The sequence below is a fragment of the Ruegeria halocynthiae genome, from assembly GCF_900106805.1.
Lineage (GTDB): Bacteria > Pseudomonadota > Alphaproteobacteria > Rhodobacterales > Rhodobacteraceae > Ruegeria > Ruegeria halocynthiae.
This window is the reverse complement of the sequence record NZ_FNNP01000008.1, coordinates 46,975-66,433: the sequence shown is the minus strand read 5'-3', so window position 1 is coordinate 66,433 and position 19,459 is coordinate 46,975. Positions and strand designations below refer to the sequence as shown.

Genomic DNA, 19,459 nt, shown 5'->3' with positions numbered 1-19,459 from the left:
GCTCTCGGGGCTTTTCTATTTTCTAGATCATCGTTTCATATCCCCCTTCTTTCCAGAGGCAGCCACTGGCCACAGGTCTTCGACACGAAATCCCGTGCGCTCGGCTACGGCTGCTTCGATCTCCGCCGATCGCCTGCGTCCGGCAAGCACATTCGACACCGCCGAACGACTATACCCGATGCTCTCTGCGAGCTCGGTGATTGTGGTCTGAGCCATCCCGAGATGCAGTTTCACAATCTGCTGGCGCATTTTGTTGGCATCCACGGCTCGTGGCCTCCGTCCGGGACTGGCTATTGCGCTGGTGCTGAAACGAACGTTCCAACACCCCCGATTCTAGGGACATCTCCGCCGGACAATCAAGAGAAAATCCGGCCCCAAACACCCCGTAAATAACTGATTTTCAATATTAGTTTTGATTATTAACTTACGTTAGGAGCGCACTACGTGAATGTTCAATTCTGTTATTAACTTAAGTGGTGAAACAGACGTTTCTGGACGAGGGAAATGCCTTGCGGCGGTCACGCCCTCGATGCGTTGTGAGCTCAGACGACCACAACCCGGGGCTGCCGCACGGCACTGTCTCTGAGACCACGAGAGGTGCCGAGAAAGAGGAGTTGGTAGCAGCTGATTTACTTTTGGAAGCCGATGTAGACATGCCGGCTCCAGGAAGGCGCGGCTTAATCTTTCAACCGGAAGAGGTCCGCGACATCAAGATTCAGAGCGTCGGCTATTTTGATGACGGTTTTGAGACCGGGATTTCTCTCCCCGCGCTCAATTCCACCAATATATGTCCGGTCCAGATCCACCGCATGGGCAAAGCTCTCTTGCGAGTAGCCTTGCGCCTTGCGGGCTGATCTCAGGTTGTTCCCGAAATCATCTGCTGTGAACCGATTTCTCATCCCTTGAAACGGCAAGAAAGATGTTTAATCGTCTACGGACTTATCGTATCATATTGTGGGGAAGGCTTTATTCTGAGGATGTTCACATGTTTGATGCGTACCCTGACGGCAAGATCGAAGCCGATTCAGAACAGTTTGCGCAGATGAGCGGGATTGCCAGATCGCGCCTAGCTGAAGTGAACGGTATTCCCGGCGCGGGTCTTGGTTCGATGTTCAGACGCCACCTCGCGCTTTCCAGACTGAATGCGCAGCTTTCATTCTATGGCTGGGCGATCCGAAAAGATGGAACTCTGTTTGAGGTACCGGTGCGTGGAGGGCCCGCGAAGTTACGCAAGGAAGACGGGTCAAACCCGCTCCCTGGCAGCGTCGAAGAAATCAACGAACATGCGAGAATTATGTATACCGAAACCGGAAAATTGTTCGATCCGACAACAGGCCGCCGTTTGCCAAATTCTGAGCGGCATCGCTTTGGTATCGTTTAGACGTGCAAAACCTGTGCGATGCGAGTGACGTGATATGGCCGATCTCGAGCTTCCCGACATTCCAGACGTAGTTTTCGCTGAATTGCAGTCCTTGGCGCGCCGATCAGAGTTGTCAGTGGAGGACTACGCCAAGGACGTCATTTGCGATGCGGTCGCTCAATTCTGGCATAGCAGTAAGGATGACATCACGATCACGCAACTTCAGGCAAATCTGGAAGCGATCTTGAGGGTTGCGGAGCGAGAGCCGGTTTTCATCGTGAGAGAGGATGGTCAGCGACATGTAATCCTGCCACCTGAGGAGTTTGAGCGTATCAACAGGTCAACTGAAGACCGATGATCGCCGGGTAGACGTACGGTGCTTTGCGGGCATTGATCATATCAGATCAACGTTTCCAGAAGCACTTAGATTTCGGTTTTTTAGCTTTGAGATATTTCTTCAGATCGGTGAAGCCACCGACCTTTACCCCATCAATGAAGATGAGAGGTGTTGTAGCAATGTGGTGCATGTCTTTGAACGCATCGGTTTCCCGCCGTTTCCGCAAGATGTGTTCTTTAATCTCAAAGTTCTGTTGCCGCAGTAGATCGCGGGCTGCCGTCCCATAACCACATGTATAGTTCGGTAGGTCCATGCGATACAGAACAGCCTTGGGCACTTGAACGACTCCGCTTATCTCTTGCCGATGTCGGACTTTGCTGCCCTAAGCGCAAGGCGAAATCGGTAAGTTTATCGTTGGGGCAAGCGGCCCATTCCGGACACTGAGCACCCAGGCAAGATTCTGCGGTCGCAGCCCGCTTTGCGGTCATTCGCTGCAAGCGCAAAATCTGGTCTGGTTCGAATTCACAGATCGCGGACAAAGCTGCCGCCCAGTTCAGATCGGCGAATGTCGGATTCGGTGATGCAGCCTACGATTGAGCTTGGTCTTACTGACGCATAAGGTTGACTATATGAATTGCATTCGAAGTTTTGAACTGCACTGCGCTATCCTGCTGATCATGTCCTTGGCAGCACCTTCGCCAGCATTGGCGCAGAGTTCGTTGCGAGATTTTTCCAGGTGTCTTCCTCCTGTAGCGGCTGGTCAAAGCGATGAGGAAGAATGCAGTTTGACCTATATGGCTCCGCCGCTCTTGAGGCAGGATGTTTTAGTGACTGATTGCAATTTTCTATCCGGCCAGTTCGCGTCACAAGAAAAGAACTTCAAGCTGTTTCAATGCTCTGTTGCCAATGGAACGAAAGAAGCTGTTGAATCCTTCCGCTATGGAGTCCTCTATTTTGGCTCAAACAGTGACACGCGTTTGGCAGAAGGCGGATTTGAGGAAACGCATCGGTTCAGCACGCCCAATATCAATGGCAACCTTCAACCGGGTGAGAAGCGCACCTTCACCTTTGTTGGTCCTGATGTCCCGATTCAAATGGATGCGGATCAAATCGAAATAGTTGTTGAGGTCATCGGTGTTTATGTATCTGGCAGCCGAAGGCTTCGGTAGTCGTAATCAAAGCGGCCATTCGACCTGCCCGCAGCATCGGTCAAACTGGGCTCAGAGTGGACCTCGGAGGCAGCGCAGCGTGTCGTGATAAAATGCTCCGGTCAACGTCGGGTTGTCGTTTTGGGAGGGCATGGCGGATCGGAGGATCAGTCATGGAAACACCAAATTTACCTGCCATTCGCGCACTTCGCCCTGCCTGGAACAAAGGGCGTATCGTCGGCAAGAAGCGACCACTGAAACCAAAACATGTCTGGGCAATCCGAGTTCGCCTCGAGCTTGCCGAAAATCATCGCGATCTTGCGCTCTTCAACATGGCAATCGACAGTAAGCTTCGCGGCTGCGATCTGGTGAAGATGAAGGTCGCCGATGTCATGTCATCGGGTCAGATTAAGGAACGGGCTTCGGTCCTTCAAAGCAAGACGCAGAAACCCGTGCGCTTTGAGATATCAGAGGGCACACGTGCCTCTGTTGAGAAGTGGATGGAAGATGAGCTGATGGTCGGTTCGGAGTACCTTTGGCCCGGCCGACTTCATGAACGCCTGTACATCTCGACACGCCAATATGCACGGATTGTCCGCGATTGGGTCACGTCGATCGGCCTCGAAGCAAGCGCCTACGGCACCCATTCCATGAGGAGAACCAAGGGCACTTAGATCTACAAGAAGACCGGAAACCTACGCGCTGTTCAGCTTCTGCTTGGCCATACTAAGATGGACAGTACAGTCCGGTATCTCGGCGTCGAACTCGAGGATGCCCTAGCAATCGCCGAAGCGATAGAGATCTAAAGTCAACGGGCCGCTCTCGCGGGCGGCCCATTCCGGACACTGAGCACCCAGGCAAGATTCTGCGGTCGCAGCCCGCTTTGCGGTCATTTGCTGCAAGTGCGAACTCCCGGCTCTGTCGAACTCACACATCGCGGACAAAACCCCCGGTCGCCCTAAAGGCTTCTCTGGCGACACTACAGACAAGACTGGGGTTAGCAGGCAACGTGTGCATGAAGCCATTTCCCGCGCTGAGGGCGTCAGTCATTATCCCACCCCCTTCAATCCATTCCCGAAAGGCAACGCATCATCCTGGCGGAACTCTGGGGCATATCCTGGGTATGATTGGAGGCCTTTGTGTATCACCGTAACCACAAGTCCAATCGTCGATGTTAATTGTATTCAGAAGGGGTTGCGGATCATCTTCGCGATGACGGCGGATATCGGCCATCCCATCAGCGTGATTGACTGTTTGCGAAACTGATGAGTGAACTTTCTGCGCAAACCCTCGTTGGCTATGGTCACGCAACGGACCAGCCGTGGACGTTCCGGCACTCAGGATAATGGCGAATGCGGTGACGGATGTAATCAGTGTCTTTTTCATGTCTTGGTCCCTTTCAGTTGAGCGTGTTTGTACGCTGCGTGTGGAACCAATCTGGCAATCTGTGGCTCAGTTTTATTGCGCTGACGCGTCAAGGTTTTGAGAAAAGGCTTCAAGTTGACCCCTATTTACTTCACCTTCCGCAATGGAGGGCCTCAATCAGGTTAACACTGGTGTTGCTACAGTCGTCCACGAAACTGGTGGACTGCAAGTCGGCAGTGTTCAAACAGAAAGGGCTCGCTGCCGACTTCGGTGCCGTTGCAGCAAAGCCCCCTGCCCCAATAGTAGCTGATCACGAGGGCGGCCCTAAGCCGTCATTGCCTGGCGCTTTCGTTGCCGCACTGCGGCGTCGCATAAGCTGCCGTTGGCATCTTTTATCGCCTGATCGCGGTGATTAGGTGAGATGAAATGATACTCGTCACCCGGCAGTCAGGCGGATAGTTAGAGGGAGATAAAACGTGATTCATTTGGTAGCGCCGTTAGGCGGAAAGGTTATCGGAAAAGCTGCCAGTCACGAAGATGCCTGGTGGCTTTGCAGTCGCTACGGTCTCGCACCGCTACCGCTCGCGGATTCCAGTGTTGTTGATTTGGTGGATGCCGAGGATGGCACCAAGCTTTGGACAGTTCGGTGCGAGCATGTCGAGTTTCCATTCGATCGAGGCGCATTTGAAAATCGGAAAAGAGATAGTCTGGCCGAATTGGACAATGGTCTACCAGCTTGGCCAGTCGCCGAAGAAAACGGGATAGCTTTCAGCACATTCAAAGCACGCCTCAGGCGCGGCTGGTCAGGGGAGAGGGCTGCGACTGAAGGCACGCGAGACATATCACCCAATCCGGATGATGAATGGGAGAAAACGGCGCTTGAGAACGGCGTTTCGGTGCGCGCATATCGAGCCCGAGTGCAAGCTGGCTGTCCCGAAGCCATTGCCGCAACCATGGGCTTGAGCTGGCGCAAGTGGTGACGGCCCAAAGGAGACCTCGATGGACGCGCCCCACGCCGCAGCACAGCGTCACCGGTCCAGCCGTTCGTGCATCGCCCAGCATTGGTATGCCAACTCAATATCAGGTCCGACGCAGGTAAGACGCGGTAAATGCTCCACCTATTGGCTGGATACTGCGAACCTCCAAATATCTTGGGTACGCTTCTCGTCAGATTTTTCAGTGCGTCGCCACGAGTGGGATTTGATAGAGATCGGGCCGAAATATTGCTCGTATGCCGCCCGACCTTTCTTTGACAAAGTCACCATTTGACCGTTCGCATAGCGCCCATCGTCGTCGATGGATTGACACAAGCCATCACGCCAAACAATCGTCTTGGCGCACCAATCTCCATCGCCATCATAGTACACGTAAGGATCATTGGTGATGCTGTGCCAATTCAGTAGCTTTGCAACCTCAGGATTGAGAACGAGAACTTGCGACGGCGTCAGGTCGAGCTGATGTGGCAAAAAACGGCACACTGGGTCTGGCTTCTGAGATTTGCTTGTGTCCAGAGCGACCAAATATCCGAGGCGCACAACACGACCGAGTTTGGAGAGCGCGTCATCAAGGCTCGGCACTACCGGAAACTCCAGCCTGTCACACATCAATTGCTCAACAATCAAGGCATCTCGCGAATCCTTTGCCTCCCACTCTCGGAACTCCCCGATCACAATTCCAAAAAACGGATCTGCTTCTGCGATATCTAGGGCAACATTTTCCAACCACTTATTCAGCTTGTCCCCCCAAAGATGCCGAGGAATATCTGGCCAGGGCAGTGTGGATGGCCTCTCTTCGATAGTCGGGAGTTTCGCGCGATCCGGATCACAGTGTAATTCATGGAGAATCAAGCGTACTTGGTCAAAACTGATATGATCCGCGAACCAAAGCTCACGGACGACATGGCGAAGTGCTCGAATTGTTACCTCTGAGTGCGGGCGTCGATACGTCAGCTTCATGTCAACTCGAGATAGCTTCGCCTCTTGTCGCTTTGAGGCATCATGCCCAAACGTCTGGAAACCACCCCACGAGTCGATCAACCGTGCCACTCGAAGTCGGATCTTGATGGTTGAGACACCGGAGAAATCCTCCAGCATTTCGACAAGGCGCATCCAGTGTTCGGTCCAGCCTAGTGGATCGTCCAGCAACAGCGCGTGCGAGTGTTCGTCACGCAAAGCTGCCCCGCTAGCCCTGTCGTTCAGCGCGAACTCCAATGAATAGAAGGGCGGCAGTTCAGTTGAAGGCAACTGCAAGGGTTGTCGCCACTTCGAACCCAAGAAAAAGGCAGACGCTGAAACACCAACGTCCGGATCGCTCACCAAGCCTGCGAGATCAGCCTGAAAAGCTCGCCGGATATCACTGTTCTCCTGTGATTGCACCAACAAGTCCATGGCGCGCATTCGTTTTTCGCCACCTTCACCGAGCAGCCTTCGCAAGAGCAATTCGACGACAGATGCTCGCCCCTGATCCAAGAGATCGCGGACCAGATTAGCCGTCTGAAGTGCTAGGTCGGTCGCCCCCATTTCCAAGGCCATTTCCACTAGCTTGACGACAAGTTCATCGTCGTCTTTCAGCGTGTCGGAGAGAGGCAGATCGCTCCCGGCCTGGAAATCTCGTCCCACCCGAATGTTGTCCTCCAAACGGTTCCACAATCCGGCCCATGGCACCGTTTCAAAAAGGAGCGGGAAAATCTCATCGATCGACCACAAAGTTGTTGAGACACCATACTTGGTCGCCGCAATGTCTTCGACGAAATCGTGGAGCGCGGCGTTGTGTACATCGCTCTCCCCAACGATGTGCCTAATCTGGTGATGCCGGAAACGACCGCGGCTGCTAGGCCAACTCCATCCGGTCTCTAGATCACCTTTGAACGGTTTTAGGATTTCTATGGCACGTTCGTTCCTGTCTGCTTGAACTGCTTTTTCCGCAAAGGCCTTCGCGATTTCCCAGTCTTTTGCGACCTTCGGGTGTTTTCCTAGGAAGCTATCCGTCTCTGCCCATGTCGCAGCCCCAATCACCCGAATGATGGCTTTCCGTAGGCCATAGCTGATCCCGTCAATGTGCCAGTTTTCGTTTCTTTTCTTATGGTATTGGGCCTCGTGTTCGATCTCGACGGAGATTTGCTCGAAGTCCACCAAGTGACCGTAGTCTCGGTTGTCGGGGTTTTCATCATCTCCGGATTTCTCCTCGGATTGCCACCTGTTTCTGGCGGTTTCCGCCAGCCTCCCACCATTGCGTTTTTTCGCAGCGTCTTCGACTATTCGAAGGAGCGTGGTCTTGACGTAGGGTGGAGCGTTTGTTCCGATCGCGCGGACAACTACTTCTTCTAGACCGTCGAGTTGTTCGCGAGGTGCAACCCGGAATAACCTTTCAAGGAAGGCACCCGTTTCAGTCGTACTCCTCCAGCCATCATGAAGCCATGGCAGTGCAAGATTGCACCACACCAGCAATGCGACATTCGCCTTTTCCGGGCTCCTGACGACCAAGCCATGCAGGCAGGAGTCAAGAAGACCGAACCACGAGAATGCTCCACAATCCATGGCCCATTGCACTGCGCTCCAAGCCATAGTTGCGTCTGGAACCGATGCTTCAAAAAGCACCTGTTGCGCCATTCGCGCCGCTTTGTCATATCCGCTAGTGTTCTGCAGCCCATCAACGAGGCGAACCGCAACAAGAGAACGGGATTTTCGATTGGAGGGATCATCCTGGTTCGCAAGCGCCAACACGTCGGTCCAAAGTTCGTAGTCACCATCTTTCTTTGCGGGTCGATACGAACCGAGAGCTTCCGACCGGAGACCTCGCAAGATCGCCTGTGCGGTTTCAATATCGTCAACTTCCGCGCAGGCGATTGCGAACTCAACTTTCTCTGAAAGCGCTTCTTGCGGATCATCGGCTCGGATATCCTGGAGCGCGGCGTTCAAGCGTTCGATCGCGCGTTCGCGATCACCATCCAAGTTGAAGAGACCAAGGATCAGTTTCCGGCGAAAATCAAGCCACCAACGAAACGCCGTTCCTTCTTGCAGGATAAGTTGATCATACGCGCGAACCAACGGCGTGTAGTCTGCTTTGGCCTGCTTGATCAATTCTATGAGTGCCAACGCAATCTGCGCCGCCAGGGTCGGCATCAGATGACCGACAGACCAGTCGTCGTCGTTGGTTCGCCTTGCCGACGCGAGGAACTGCATCGCTTCTGATGTGACGCGAGAAACCTCGCCAAATTGGAGGGAACCACGTGTGCGGGCTGCGCCAAGTTGACGGCCCAACTCAATCAAGTGGTGTTGCGCACCCCTGAAAAGGCGCTCTTTGGGCGTCACGATGTCCGGCAGAGGCATATCGAGCGCCGAGAACAAGGACGCAACTGACACCAACTCCACGCTGGCTGGACCAATTGCCTCAAACAACTGGTATCGCTCGTGGTCGAGTGGCTTGGGCGACAACAGCTTCGCGATCGATCGCGCAAGCGCCTGATCACCGGCACGGAATGCCATTCGAGCGGCAGAGAGATGCCAAGAGGAATGCAAGTCCTGAAACGAAGAACATTCGGTGAGAGTCTTCAGAACTTGCAACCCGCTTTCCGCATCGCCACCGGCGAACAGGTTTTCCGCGTGCTCCAAACGGAGCAGCGGTATTGCGTTTTCGTCTACAGCCCAGAAAGCCAGGAGTTCGTCTACATTTGGGTACTCTGTGAGCTCGACCGAAGCCCGAGCAAGGCAGTACCGCAAGTGCTCTGTGACCTCTTCGAGATCAGCCTCGTGAGGAGAATGACGATTTTCGTGCTGCAGCCCCGTCAGGTAGTCCTTCAGGGTTGTGACAAGCGAGGAACGATCCATGAAGCGCACGGCTCGTCGCGCCCACTCTAATGCGGCTCGGTCTTCGCCTCGGGTATGCACATTCAAACTGGCGAATGCTCCCCCGAAAAGGTCAGCCTCTTCGAACAAATCCCTTGCTTGATCGAGCCGCCCTTGTTCGAGGAGGGCATCCACCACCAGCCATTCCTTCCCTGCCGGATGGGTGTGACGCAACTGCTCAATCGCCGTATCAAAAAGCCCCGCCGCAAGGTAGGCATCGATCAGCGGGTCGACGCCCTCAAAAACTTCAGACCGGCGAGATACCTCATCGTCGGCAAGCATGAGATCAAAGAGTTTTTCCGGATCACGGTCATTCTCGACCAACCGATAGGCATCAGAGATATCCCCGTGAACATCGTATGGAGACCGTCCATCCAGATACTGTTGGACAAAAAATTGCCGCCCCGACATCGCCAGTGCTCGCCCATGTTCACCGGCAAGAAAAAGATATCGAAATGCGAGCCATCTCTGTGGGCTGGATTTCATTGCTCTCCCAGAGAGTTCCGCGAGAGTTGAGTAGACCTTTGGAGCGCGGAAGGCTTCGTCCGGTTTTCCAAAACGGAGTACAGCCTTTCCTCTCAAGAAAAGGCGAAAACTGTTGTGGAATACGTCCCAATCATCGCGACTTTTCTGAAGCAGGTGACCCGCGTATTTGAGCGCCGTTTCCACGGCTTCGTCGCAGGTGGCTGATGCAAGAAGGTCTGGCTCGATCCCTCCCTGGGCAAAAGCGATCAAGAGCAAGACTTGCTGAACGAGCGTGGCACCGTCGGAAGACGACGCGCCAAGCCAAGCGGTTTCGTAGACCTTTTCGAGATCGCCGTCGAACACGAAGGCCCCGCCTAGCAGCTCATCCGCTTTGGTGGGGTCTTGTCGGAGAAGTTCGACCAAATATCGAGTGACCAAGGGGTGCCCTTGCCCGACGTCATGAACCGATCGTCGGTCTATTTCAATTGGAAGACCGAGTTGATCGGACATACGTTTTGTAGCGCCGAAGTTCAGAGGCTGCACGCTGACTTGCCGCCCTTTTTTGCTAGCTTGGTTCCTCACCGCTACGGGCATGTCTGATAGATCGATCCGCTGCGTTCCCAACACAAACACGACACCATCCGGCACAGTATCGGGTAACGGCAACGCGGAGAGAAGAGACCTATCGGGCATCTCTTCCCTTGGAATGTGATCCAATCCGTCGACCACAACAATGAATCTGGTGCCGTTCTCGCTGAACTCCTTGCCCGCACGGAGCAAAGAACCTTCAAAGGCACGTTGGCGTCCGAGCCGACTAGTTTCAAACAGCCGTTTACTCCCGCCGAGGATTTCCGAAAACTGAGCGTTCAGGTCGTCAAAAAAGTTGTCTGCTTCCCCGCGTCCCTGCCCCTGAGCGCTACCGGGTACGAATGCGAGGTAACGAAGCACTTGAACGCCAGGTTTTCCTTTGAGGGCTCGCTGAAGTAACGTCGATTTCCCAGAGCCGGGCGGGCCAACTAACCCAAGATACCCGGACGAACAGTTATCAATTGCCGTTTGCAGTTCGGCTTCCGTTTGTTCGTTCTTTTGGACAAAATTCCCTAGCGGAAACCGGTGGTCAAAACGAAGCCGGTAGCTATCAGGCCAGTTGAGTGCTTGAAGGAGCTCTTGCCGCGACCATCGGCTCTTGTGATCGTTTTCCACGATCAATGCCGGAATTCTGTCACGCAGATCTAGGATTTGTTGCTCGACCTGAACATCGTCAGAAGATGGGACCAAACGCGAAACGGAATTTCCGGCGACCACTTCAAAACAGGTGAAGAAGTCGACAAACTCCGATTCATTTAGTTCCGAAACCTGACGCAGCTGATCAAGTAGCGGTTTCCATTTGGTGTTTTTTAATTTCTCAAATAGGAAACGGTTGGCATTCCAGTCTCGCATGAACTGCTCAGTGGATGCTTCGTCCTCATCCTTCAACAAGCAATCATTTTTGGTGAGAGGATCGTCGGTTACATAGATCAGCCGCAGTTTTTCATCTGGAAATTGCTTTCGAAGCATTAGAAAGGATGATGCGAGCCGCTTGACCTCTTCACCTCTTCCCAAGAGCAGTGCCGTTACGCCTATACCTTGAGGGTTCTTTGAACTCTTAATCTGGTGCGCCAAAACGCCGTCAGTAGTACCTAGGACAAGATCATCCAGAACACCTGCATCTCGATCCGCCCATCCAACCCAGGCGAACGAGCGTTCAAGAAGCAATGAGTAGATGCGGCGCGCGGAAAAATCATCTTGACGCAAGTAGCCACGACGGGCGGCGCGTTCGCCTTCGCTTGGAGGTTTTTGCGGATCAATGCTCAATTTTAGCAAACCTAAATCACTCCTCGGCGTCAGGTTGAACGTAAACGTCCGTTGAACCCTACCTAACCCCTGCGTTTGGCGGAGGCTCAGTGTCCACCATCGATAGTGGTACTATGCGGCACTCCTTGAGAGGGCGGAAGAAGCGTTTTTGGGCGGATGAGGAGAAATGGGAGATCTAGAGACCGTCTATGGCTAGCCGTCTCGGCATCGCTGAAGTCAGAGTGAACGACTGCTTTCAGCGTTACGCCATGCGGTCATCGCACCCGCAGCGAATGGCTGTTTCCCGCCCCTTGTATCAAAGCCTGATAATGTCGTCAGCCCAGTACCATCTCATTCGTCTGTCCTTTTTAGACTAGCGAACGGCCCCGGAAGAAATCCGAGGCCGTATTCTCATATCACCAGCCAAAATGATCTATTGAAACGTTTAGGTCATGTCCTATGAAACGCCACAACAACAAAGATACATTTTATACCAGCTAACCACACTTCGAATGACCACAACTGCGACAGGTCATGCAACCTTCGATCATCACCATGTCGAACTGGCCACAGGACGGGCACGCCTTGCCGCGTGGAGTGTCCAAGTTTACCACCTGCGCCTGAGGGTCCGATTTCAGACCCATCCCTTCGCCTTCAAGAAATCCTATGGCAACCATGTGTTGCTCTATCACTCCGCCGATCGCAGCAAGAATGGATGGTATGTATTTGCCCTTAACCCAGGCCCCGCCGCGCGGATCGAATACAGCCTTGAGCTCTTCGACCACGAAGGACACATCTCCACCACGCCGGAACACAGCCGAGATCATCCGTGTCAGGGCCAAGGTCCACGCGTAGTGTTCCATGTTCTTCGAGTTGATGAATACTTCAAAGGGACGACGCCGACCGCCTATCACGATATCATTGATCGTCAGATAGATTGCGTGCTCGCTATCGGGCCATTTCAGCTTGTAGGTTGACCCCTCCAGCGATTGCGGGCGGTCCAGCGGTTCGGACATGTAGACCACCTCGCCACCATCCACTTCGTGCGGGGCGTCAGCGCTTTCGCCCGGCGCGGTATCCGCACTTTCAGAAACCGAAAGAACCGACCCGGTCACGTCATTCGGGCGATAGGTTGTACATCCTTTGCAGCCCTGATCCCAAGCCTGCATGTAAACATCTTTGAACTCCGCAAAGCTAATGTCCTCGGGGCAGTTGATCGTCTTCGAGATCGAACTGTCGATCCATTTCTGCGCCGCAGCCTGCATTCTGACGTGATCCGACGGGGCTAATGTCTGTGCATTGACAAAATAATCCGGCAGTTCCTTATCGCCAAACTTGTCGCGCCACATCTGAACGGCGTAATCAACCACCTCTTCTTCGGTGCGAGAGCCGTCTTTCTGCAACACTTTGCGCGTGTAAGCATAGGCGAAGACGGGCTCGATCCCCGAAGACACGTTGCCTGCGTAAAGAGAAATCGTTCCCGTCGGTGCGATCGAAGTCAGCAGCGCATTGCGGATGCCGTGATCACGGATCGCGTCGCGCACATCGTCATCCATCTGCAGCATGGTACCGCTGGCCAGGAATTTCTCGGCATCAAACAGTGGGAACGCCCCCTTCTCCTTTGCCAAATCCACCGACGCCAGATACGCGGCGCGGGCAATACTATGCAACCAGCGCTCGGTTTGACGCGCCGCCTCGTCCGAACCATAGCGCAGGCCCAGCATGAGCAAAGCATCGGCAAGCCCTGTCACGCCCAGCCCAATGCGTCGCTTGGCCTGCGCTTCCGCGGCCTGCTCTGGCAATGGGAACTTGGATGCGTCAACGACGTTATCCATCATGCGAACCGCCGTGGCGACAAGGTCCTGCAATGCGGCCTCATCCAGATGAGCTGCATCTTCGAATGGTTCTGCCACCAGACGTGCAAGGTTAATCGAGCCCAGCAAGCAGGCACCGTAGGGCGGCAGAGGTTGTTCTCCGCATGGATTCGTCGCGGCAATAGTTTCGACGTAGCTCAGGTTGTTGGCCTTGTTGATACGGTCGATGAAGATCACACCCGGCTCGGCATAATCATAGGTCGCCTGCATGATCTTGTTCCAAAGATCGCGTGCCTGAACGGTTTGAAAGACTTTGTTCCCGAAAACCAAATCCCACGATCCATCCGCCTTGACCGCTTCCATGAATGGATCAGTCACCAGCACAGACATATTGAACATGCGCAGGCGGGCCGGATCGGATTTTGCAGTGATAAACTGCTCAATATCTGGGTGATCACAGCGCATCGTCGCCATCATCGCACCACGACGCGACCCGGCCGACATGATCGTCCGGCACATCGCATCCCACACATCCATAAAACTCAGGGGGCCCGAGGCATCCGCCGCAACACCCTTCACATCCGCCCCACGAGGGCGAATGGTCGAGAAGTCATAGCCGATCCCTCCCCCCTGTTGCATGGTCAGCGCGGCCTCTTTCAGCATGTCAAAAATGCCGCCCATGCTGTCGGGGACCGTGCCCATCACAAAGCAGTTGAACAGGGTCACCTGGCGTGCCGTCCCGGCCCCGGCCGTTATGCGGCCTGCGGGCAGGTATCTGAAATCCTCCAGCGCCCCATAGAATTTTTCTTCCCAATGCCCCGGATCTTCTTCAACACGTGCCAAATCACGGGCGATCCGCCGCCAGCTGTCTTCGATTGTCTGGTCGATGGGCGTACCATCCGCCTGTTTGAAACGGTATTTCATGTCCCAGATCTGCTCGGCGATGGGGGCGGCAAAGCGGCTCATTGGTGATTCCCTGTGCTGAAAGAGGCACCCAGATTACCTCAAATCACATCTTAACCACAACACCTTGATAGCGATTGTACGAAAGCTACAATATAAAGACCTGCCTCGGGACGACTCTGTGGGAAAGCTGTGGATAAGTACATAAACCTCATAAAACTCTCTGTCGGAACAGACAGTGTCGACGATCTCATCGACTGGCAAGAGACACATCGCCTGCGCTTCGATGATAATTTACCGCGCCATGTTACCCGCATGTGGCCAAAGCGCGACGCCGAGATTCTGAAGGGCGGATCAATCTATTGGGTGATCAAAGGCGTGGTCCAATGCCGCCAGCGTATCCTGCGGTTAGACGAGGTTCGCGGTGAGGATGGCATCCGTCGCTGCGCCATTATCCTCGACCCTGAGGTGATCCGCACACAAGCTGCCCTGAAACGCCCTTTTCAAGGCTGGCGGTATCTCAAACCCGAGGACACGCCCCCCGATTTGCCCAAAGGGCGCGCGCAGGACGATGCCCTGCCTGACGATCTGAACCGCGCCCTCGCGGAAATCGGGGTGCTTTAGATCAACCGCTCCATAAGCTCGTTCAGAACCGCTTTTTCGCCCGCATCGTATTTCGCGACACGGCTGCGCCATAAGGTCGCCTGCGATTGCAGGATCAACCCATCCGACAGAATCTTCAGGTGGTTCGCCCTGAGCGTCTCGCCAGTCGAGGTGATATCAGCAATCGCCTCGGCAGTTTCATTCACCACCGTGCCCTCGGTCGCGCCCTGGCTGTCGACTAGCGTGTAGTCGGCAACGCCTGCGTCCGTCAGGAATTCGCGGACCAGACGGTGATACTTGGTGGCGATACGCAGCCGGTGCCCGTGCGCCTTGCGAAAGCCTGCCGCTGCCGCGTCCAGATCATCCAGCGTCTCCACGTCGACCCAGCAGGCAGGCGTTGCGATGATCAGGTCAGCCTTGCCAAACCCCAGCGGTGCGACCTCTTCAACCTGCTGTTCCCAGCGCGGTAGTTTCTCGTGCACCAGATCAATGCCGGTCACACCCAGATGAATACGCCCGGCGGCAAGCTCGCGCGGTATCTCCCCGGCGGACAGCAAGATCAGCGAGACACCTTCAATCCCCTCGACCTTGCCCGCATATTCGCGATCCGACCCACTGCGCGACAGGGTAATACCGCACTTTTCGAACCACGCGAAGGTCTTGTCCATCAACCGACCCTTCGAGGGCACGCCCAACTTCAGGCCCATTGCGCACTCTCCTCAATCTCCAGCATCAAGTCTGGGCGGATCACACCGCCGATGGCCGGGATCTCAGAGCCATCACCCAACTGTCGGGTCAGCGCATCATAGCGCCCGCCGGTTGCCACGGGCGGCAGATCAGGACGACCTTCAGCATAGAAACCAAAGACAAAACCGTCGTAATATTCCATCGAAGTCCGGCCGTACGAGGCTTCGAAATCCAGCCGGTTTACATCCACCCCTCGCGCCTGCAAGGCCGCGATCCGAGCCTCCAGTCGATCCAGAGCTGGAGTGATCTGCGGCAAGTCGACGGCCACATCGCGCAGTTGTTCCAATGCGAAAGGCATGGTTTCGCGCACGTTCAGCAACGTCTCGAGCCCGGCCAATTCATAATCCGAGATCGGCGGCGCGGCACGGTCTTCACGCAACGCCTCGATCCGCTCAAGGATTTCGGGCGCGCGGCGCTTACCAATCAGCGGTGCATCGATCGACAGAGGATCATCCGCATCCAGCAGCGCATCGCGATCCTCGGGGCCCTGTTTACGTCCGGCATAACGGTCCAGCAGTACACGGAACCGACGTGGCCTCCAGAGATGCCGCATCAGTGCGACCTTGCGACGATCGGTTGTCTTCAGCCCTGCCACGGCAGCGGTCAGAATACCGATATCGCCCGTCGCCGCCCGCAGGGGGAGACCGCGCAGTTGCAACGCAAACAACGAGAACACCTCGGCATCGGCCCCGGCAGGATCCTCGCGGTCAAACACCTCATAACCGACCTGAATATACTCATTGGCCCGGTCCGGATCATGTTCCTGACGGCGGAACACCTCTCCCGAATAGGTATATCGCGCAGGCTCCGCCCCTTCAGACATGTGCATCTGCACAACCGGCAGAGTGAAATCCGGACGTAGCATCTGCTCGCCCCGCAATGCGTCCGAGGTGACATAGGCGCGGGCGCGGATATCCTCACCATAAAGGTCCAGCAGCATTCCGGCCGATTGCAGCAGAGGTGTATCCACCACATGCGCGCCCGCAGCCTCGAACCGGACACGCATCATCGCAGCGCGGGCCTGTATCTGGGAACGGTTGGGCATGGCCTAGTCCTGATTGTCCAGAATTTCACGCACCTTAGCGACCAGATCACCACGCGGCACTTCAAACTGGCTGGGGCGTTCTTTCCATTCCTCAAGCGTGGCGCTTTCGGCGATCTTGGCGCCTAGGATCAGGTCTTTGATCTGCACGATGCCCTTGTCTTTTTCATCACCGCCTTCGATCACAGCGATGGGAGAGTTCCGCTTGTCCGCGTATTTCAACTGGTTGCCAAAGTTCTTGGGATTGCCCAGATAAACCTCGGCCCGGATACCTGCATTGCGCAGCTCAGCCACCATGGCCTGATAATCTGCCATGCGGTCGCGATCCATCACGGTCACAACCACGGGACCAGTGGCTTGCGCCGCGATCCGACCCTTTTCGCGCAAAGCGGCCAGCAAGCGGTCAACACCGATGGAGATTCCAGTCGCGGGCACTTCCTGCCCGGTAAAGCGTTTGACCAGATCGTCATAGCGACCGCCGCCTGCGACAGAGCCGAACTGCCGCTTGCGCCCTTTTTCGTCGAAGATTTCAAAGGTCAGCTCGGCCTCGTAGACCGGTCCGGTGTAGTAGCCGAGGCCACGAACGACCGATGGGTCGATAACAATGCGGTCAGGACCATATCCTTGGGCTTCGAGCAAATTGGCTATTGCTTCGAGTTCCTCAATCCCCTCTAGGCCAGCATTGTAAACGCCATGTTCCTTGTGGGCAGCCAAGCTCTCTTCACCCATCAGGCTTTTTAGGTTCGACAAAGTCTCTCTGTTGTCTTTGCCTTTCGACTGCATGAACCGCACAACTCGAGAGGCATCTTCCTCTGAGAGACCAACCCCATCAATGAAGGCTCCCGATTGATCTTTCCGACCAGTAGTTAACAACTCCAAGACACCGCCAGCGCCAACTTTGTCAAACTTGTCGATAGTGCGAAGAACCGCATCCGGATCAATGAACTCTAAGTCGGTCACTTTTGTATCCAACATTTCGGGAAAACTGGTTGGCAACGAACGTGCTTTGTCGTTATCGGCAGTCAAACCTTCAAGAATTCCATTCAAAACCTTACGGTTATTCACCCGCACCAAATAGTCGCCCCGGGGAATGCCGACGGTCTCCAGAGTATCCGACAGCATCGCGCAAATTTCAGCGTCGGCAGCCATCGAAGCCGTGCCAACCGTATCTGCATCACACTGATAAAACTGACGATACCGCCCCGGCCCCGGCTTTTCGTTGCGCCAGACCGGACCCATCGCATAGCGGCGATAAGGCGTCGGCAAGTCGTTGCGGTGCTGCGCGTAAACGCGGGCCAAAGGCGCGGTCAGGTCATAGCGCAGGGCCATCCAATCGCCCTTGTCGTTTTCATCAACTTCCTGCCACGCAAACACGCCTTCGTTCGGGCGATCCACGTCTGGAAGAAATTTGCCCAGCGCCTCGACGGTTTCAACCGCGCTGCTCTCCAACGCATCAAACCCGTAACGATGATAGACACCCGCAATCTTCCGCAGCATCTCAGTGCGCTGCGTGACTTCCTCGCCGAAATAGTCGCGGAACCCTTTTGGCGTTACGGCCTTGGGGCGGGGCTGTTTCTTGGGCTTGGCCATTTGGGGCGTCCTTGGGGCTTAGTGTTCCGCGCGCGGTCTATCCCATGGCCTGCATCGGGGCAAGGCGGGGTTTCACTGGTCATGGGCTGCCGGGGTCGCTAAGAGACGCACAAAAGGAGAGCCCCATGCAGCATCTGGAAGAACAGATCGCCCATCTGACACGCACGGTTGAAGATCTGAATACGGTCGTCACAAGCCAACAGGCCGAGATCGACCGCCTGACCCGCCGCGTCGAGATGTTGCTGCAGCGCGAGGGTGAGCGGGCGCAGGAAGGCTCGGGCGGGGTTGTGCTCGGCGACGAACGCCCACCGCATTACTGAGGGCTGATTGATGGCGAATGATGACAGCGACGCGCCTTGCGTGTGGATTGCCACGACAGTCAACAATATCAATGTGATACAGGGTGTTTCGCGTAGAGAGTACACTGACAATTGGCGAGCCAGACAGCCTGCCGAGAGAGTTGAGTGGTCTAAGAGTGTTCTGCGGCAAGCATCACAAGCTTGGAAAAGTGGAGAGATCCTGACCGCCGAACAGGTGGGGGATGTTTGGCACTACAATTCCAAGGCAGAGTACTACACAGCTCCGTTTATCAGCGGCGGAGGTTGGCCGTTGGTCTCTGAAACAGCCAAAGGCATTCTGGAGCAATTCGATCTGCGTGAAACGGTATTTCATCCGTTGACGCTTATTGATTCCACTGAATCCTACCTCACAACGCCTGAACCATATTATCTTTTGAATGTGGGTAACAAACGATCCGTGGGGAATTATGACGTGTTGGGGCCAGAAGGTGATGTTAGGTCGCCGCTGAGCAACCGCTATGGAAAGACATACCTTCCCAGAAGCAATCAAGAGAAAGCGCTTGTGGTTGTGCCCGAGGCACTGGGGGGTCCTGATATCTGGTTAGACCCAAAAGTGCCAAACCTGCTCTTCCTGTCTGATCATCTTGTCTCTGGTCTCAAGTCGAATGGAGTGGATAAAGGCTGGGGGCTCATTCGATGCCCTGTCGGCACCCTTTCGCCACCAACGACCTAGTAAATCACAACCCCAGCGTCGATTTCACCGCGTTATCGACCACACCGCCCAGAAGCGCGTTCTTGTCTGCAGCGCAGCCCTCGGACAGCGCAGCGATGAAAGCTTCGCGCAATTGGGCCTTTTCCTCGTCAGTGGCTGCGTGATCTTCGATATTGATCTGGCGATTATGGAGCGACAGGGCCGTCATCTTCCGAACAACGATCACGACAAATTCTTCGTCGCCATCCGCCTCTTCGGCGATTGAGGCACAGGTATAGTGCATCACGGGCAAGGCGTCCTGCACCATCTGGTCGGCATCCTCATCCGCCAAAGCAAATGTCGGAGCAGCCAGTAACGCAGCGCAGACGGTAGATTTGAAATGATAAAGTTGCATCGC

16 protein-coding genes and 1 pseudogene are annotated in these 19,459 nt (G+C 55.0%); 8 read left to right on the top strand and 9 right to left on the bottom strand.

Annotated elements, in window-relative coordinates:
* Positions 1 to 27 precede the first annotated feature (27 nt).
* Together BLU89_RS16940 and BLU89_RS16935 are read right to left on the bottom strand one after the other, a co-directional pair.
* Positions 28 to 249 carry a helix-turn-helix domain-containing protein gene (locus tag BLU89_RS16940; protein WP_143030600.1) on the bottom strand — a complete coding sequence of 74 codons (222 nt, stop codon included), beginning with the start codon at positions 247 to 249 and terminating at the stop codon, positions 28 to 30.
* A 428-nt stretch (positions 250 to 677) separates the two neighbouring features.
* Positions 678 to 899: a helix-turn-helix transcriptional regulator gene (locus tag BLU89_RS16935; protein ID WP_074738218.1), complete on the bottom strand. Its 222-nt coding sequence runs from the start codon at positions 897 to 899 to the stop codon at positions 678 to 680.
* Positions 900 to 985: 86 nt separating this feature from the next.
* Between BLU89_RS16935 and BLU89_RS16930 the strand changes: the two genes are divergently transcribed.
* Both BLU89_RS16930 and BLU89_RS16925 read left to right on the top strand, forming a co-directional pair.
* The gene (locus BLU89_RS16930) at positions 986 to 1,381 is read left to right on the top strand and encodes a hypothetical protein (protein WP_074738216.1); all 396 of its coding nucleotides are present in this window, start codon (positions 986 to 988) and stop codon (positions 1,379 to 1,381) included.
* 34 nt (positions 1,382 to 1,415) lie between these two features.
* Positions 1,416 to 1,718 carry a type II toxin-antitoxin system Phd/YefM family antitoxin gene (locus tag BLU89_RS16925; protein WP_074738214.1) on the top strand — a complete coding sequence of 101 codons (303 nt, stop codon included), beginning with the start codon at positions 1,416 to 1,418 and terminating at the stop codon, positions 1,716 to 1,718.
* 46 nt (positions 1,719 to 1,764) lie between these two features.
* Here BLU89_RS16925 and BLU89_RS16920 read toward each other — a convergent pair whose 3' ends face one another.
* Positions 1,765 to 2,034 (bottom strand): glutaredoxin domain-containing protein, encoded by a 270-nt coding sequence (locus BLU89_RS16920; protein WP_074738212.1) that lies wholly within the window; start codon positions 2,032 to 2,034, stop codon positions 1,765 to 1,767.
* A gap of 292 nt (positions 2,035 to 2,326) precedes the next feature.
* On the opposite strand from BLU89_RS16920, the gene BLU89_RS16915 reads away from it, so the two are divergent.
* The 3 genes and pseudogenes from BLU89_RS16915 (at position 2,327) to BLU89_RS16905 (ending at position 5,190) form a co-directional block, all read left to right on the top strand.
* Positions 2,327 to 2,866 carry a cupredoxin domain-containing protein gene (locus BLU89_RS16915; RefSeq protein WP_143030599.1) on the top strand — a complete coding sequence of 180 codons (540 nt, stop codon included), beginning with the start codon at positions 2,327 to 2,329 and terminating at the stop codon, positions 2,864 to 2,866.
* Positions 2,867 to 3,018: 152 nt separating this feature from the next.
* Positions 3,019 to 3,651 (top strand): annotated as a pseudogene (locus tag BLU89_RS16910) (tyrosine-type recombinase/integrase).
* Between the two features lie 1,035 nt (positions 3,652 to 4,686).
* The gene (locus tag BLU89_RS16905) at positions 4,687 to 5,190 is read left to right on the top strand and encodes a hypothetical protein (protein WP_074738208.1); all 504 of its coding nucleotides are present in this window, start codon (positions 4,687 to 4,689) and stop codon (positions 5,188 to 5,190) included.
* Positions 5,191 to 5,328: 138 nt separating this feature from the next.
* On the opposite strand, the gene BLU89_RS16900 is transcribed toward BLU89_RS16905, so the two are convergent.
* Both BLU89_RS16900 and BLU89_RS16895 read right to left on the bottom strand, forming a co-directional pair.
* Positions 5,329 to 11,373: an ATP-binding protein gene (locus tag BLU89_RS16900; RefSeq protein WP_143030598.1), complete on the bottom strand. Its 6,045-nt coding sequence runs from the start codon at positions 11,371 to 11,373 to the stop codon at positions 5,329 to 5,331.
* A 476-nt stretch (positions 11,374 to 11,849) separates the two neighbouring features.
* Entirely contained in the window at positions 11,850 to 14,132 is a 2,283-nt protein-coding gene (locus tag BLU89_RS16895; protein ID WP_074738204.1) for an adenosylcobalamin-dependent ribonucleoside-diphosphate reductase, read from the bottom strand.
* A 129-nt stretch (positions 14,133 to 14,261) separates the two neighbouring features.
* Here BLU89_RS16895 and BLU89_RS16890 point away from each other — a divergent pair, with 129 nt between their 5' ends.
* On the top strand, positions 14,262 to 14,693 hold the full coding sequence (locus BLU89_RS16890; RefSeq protein WP_074738202.1) for a DUF1489 family protein: 432 nt from the start codon (positions 14,262 to 14,264) through the stop codon (positions 14,691 to 14,693).
* On the opposite strand, the gene hisG is transcribed toward BLU89_RS16890, so the two are convergent.
* From hisG to hisS, 3 genes are read right to left on the bottom strand one after another with little or no spacing between them, the layout of a single operon-like run.
* Positions 14,690 to 15,379 carry an ATP phosphoribosyltransferase gene (gene hisG, locus BLU89_RS16885; RefSeq protein WP_074738200.1) on the bottom strand — a complete coding sequence of 230 codons (690 nt, stop codon included), beginning with the start codon at positions 15,377 to 15,379 and terminating at the stop codon, positions 14,690 to 14,692. The genes BLU89_RS16890 and hisG overlap by 4 nt on opposite strands.
* Positions 15,370 to 16,464 carry an ATP phosphoribosyltransferase regulatory subunit gene (locus BLU89_RS16880; RefSeq protein ID WP_074738198.1) on the bottom strand — a complete coding sequence of 365 codons (1,095 nt, stop codon included), beginning with the start codon at positions 16,462 to 16,464 and terminating at the stop codon, positions 15,370 to 15,372. Before BLU89_RS16880 ends, hisG begins: the two co-directional genes overlap by 10 nt.
* Positions 16,465 to 16,467: 3 nt before the next feature.
* Positions 16,468 to 18,051 (bottom strand): histidine--tRNA ligase, encoded by a 1,584-nt coding sequence (hisS, locus tag BLU89_RS16875; RefSeq protein WP_074738196.1) that lies wholly within the window; start codon positions 18,049 to 18,051, stop codon positions 16,468 to 16,470.
* A 125-nt stretch (positions 18,052 to 18,176) separates the two neighbouring features.
* Here hisS and BLU89_RS16870 point away from each other — a divergent pair, with 125 nt between their 5' ends.
* Both BLU89_RS16870 and BLU89_RS16865 read left to right on the top strand, forming a co-directional pair.
* Complete coding sequence (locus BLU89_RS16870) at positions 18,177 to 18,371, top strand: SlyX family protein (RefSeq protein WP_074738194.1); 195 nt, start codon at positions 18,177 to 18,179, stop codon at positions 18,369 to 18,371.
* 10 nt (positions 18,372 to 18,381) lie between these two features.
* Positions 18,382 to 19,083, top strand: a complete 702-nt coding sequence (locus tag BLU89_RS16865) for an imm11 family protein (RefSeq protein ID WP_074738192.1) — start codon at positions 18,382 to 18,384, stop codon at positions 19,081 to 19,083.
* 4 nt (positions 19,084 to 19,087) lie between these two features.
* On the opposite strand, the gene BLU89_RS16860 is transcribed toward BLU89_RS16865, so the two are convergent.
* A complete protein-coding gene (locus BLU89_RS16860; protein WP_074738190.1) occupies positions 19,088 to 19,456 on the bottom strand; it encodes a hypothetical protein in 369 nt (122 codons plus the stop codon).
* Positions 19,457 to 19,459: the final 3 nt, after the last annotated feature.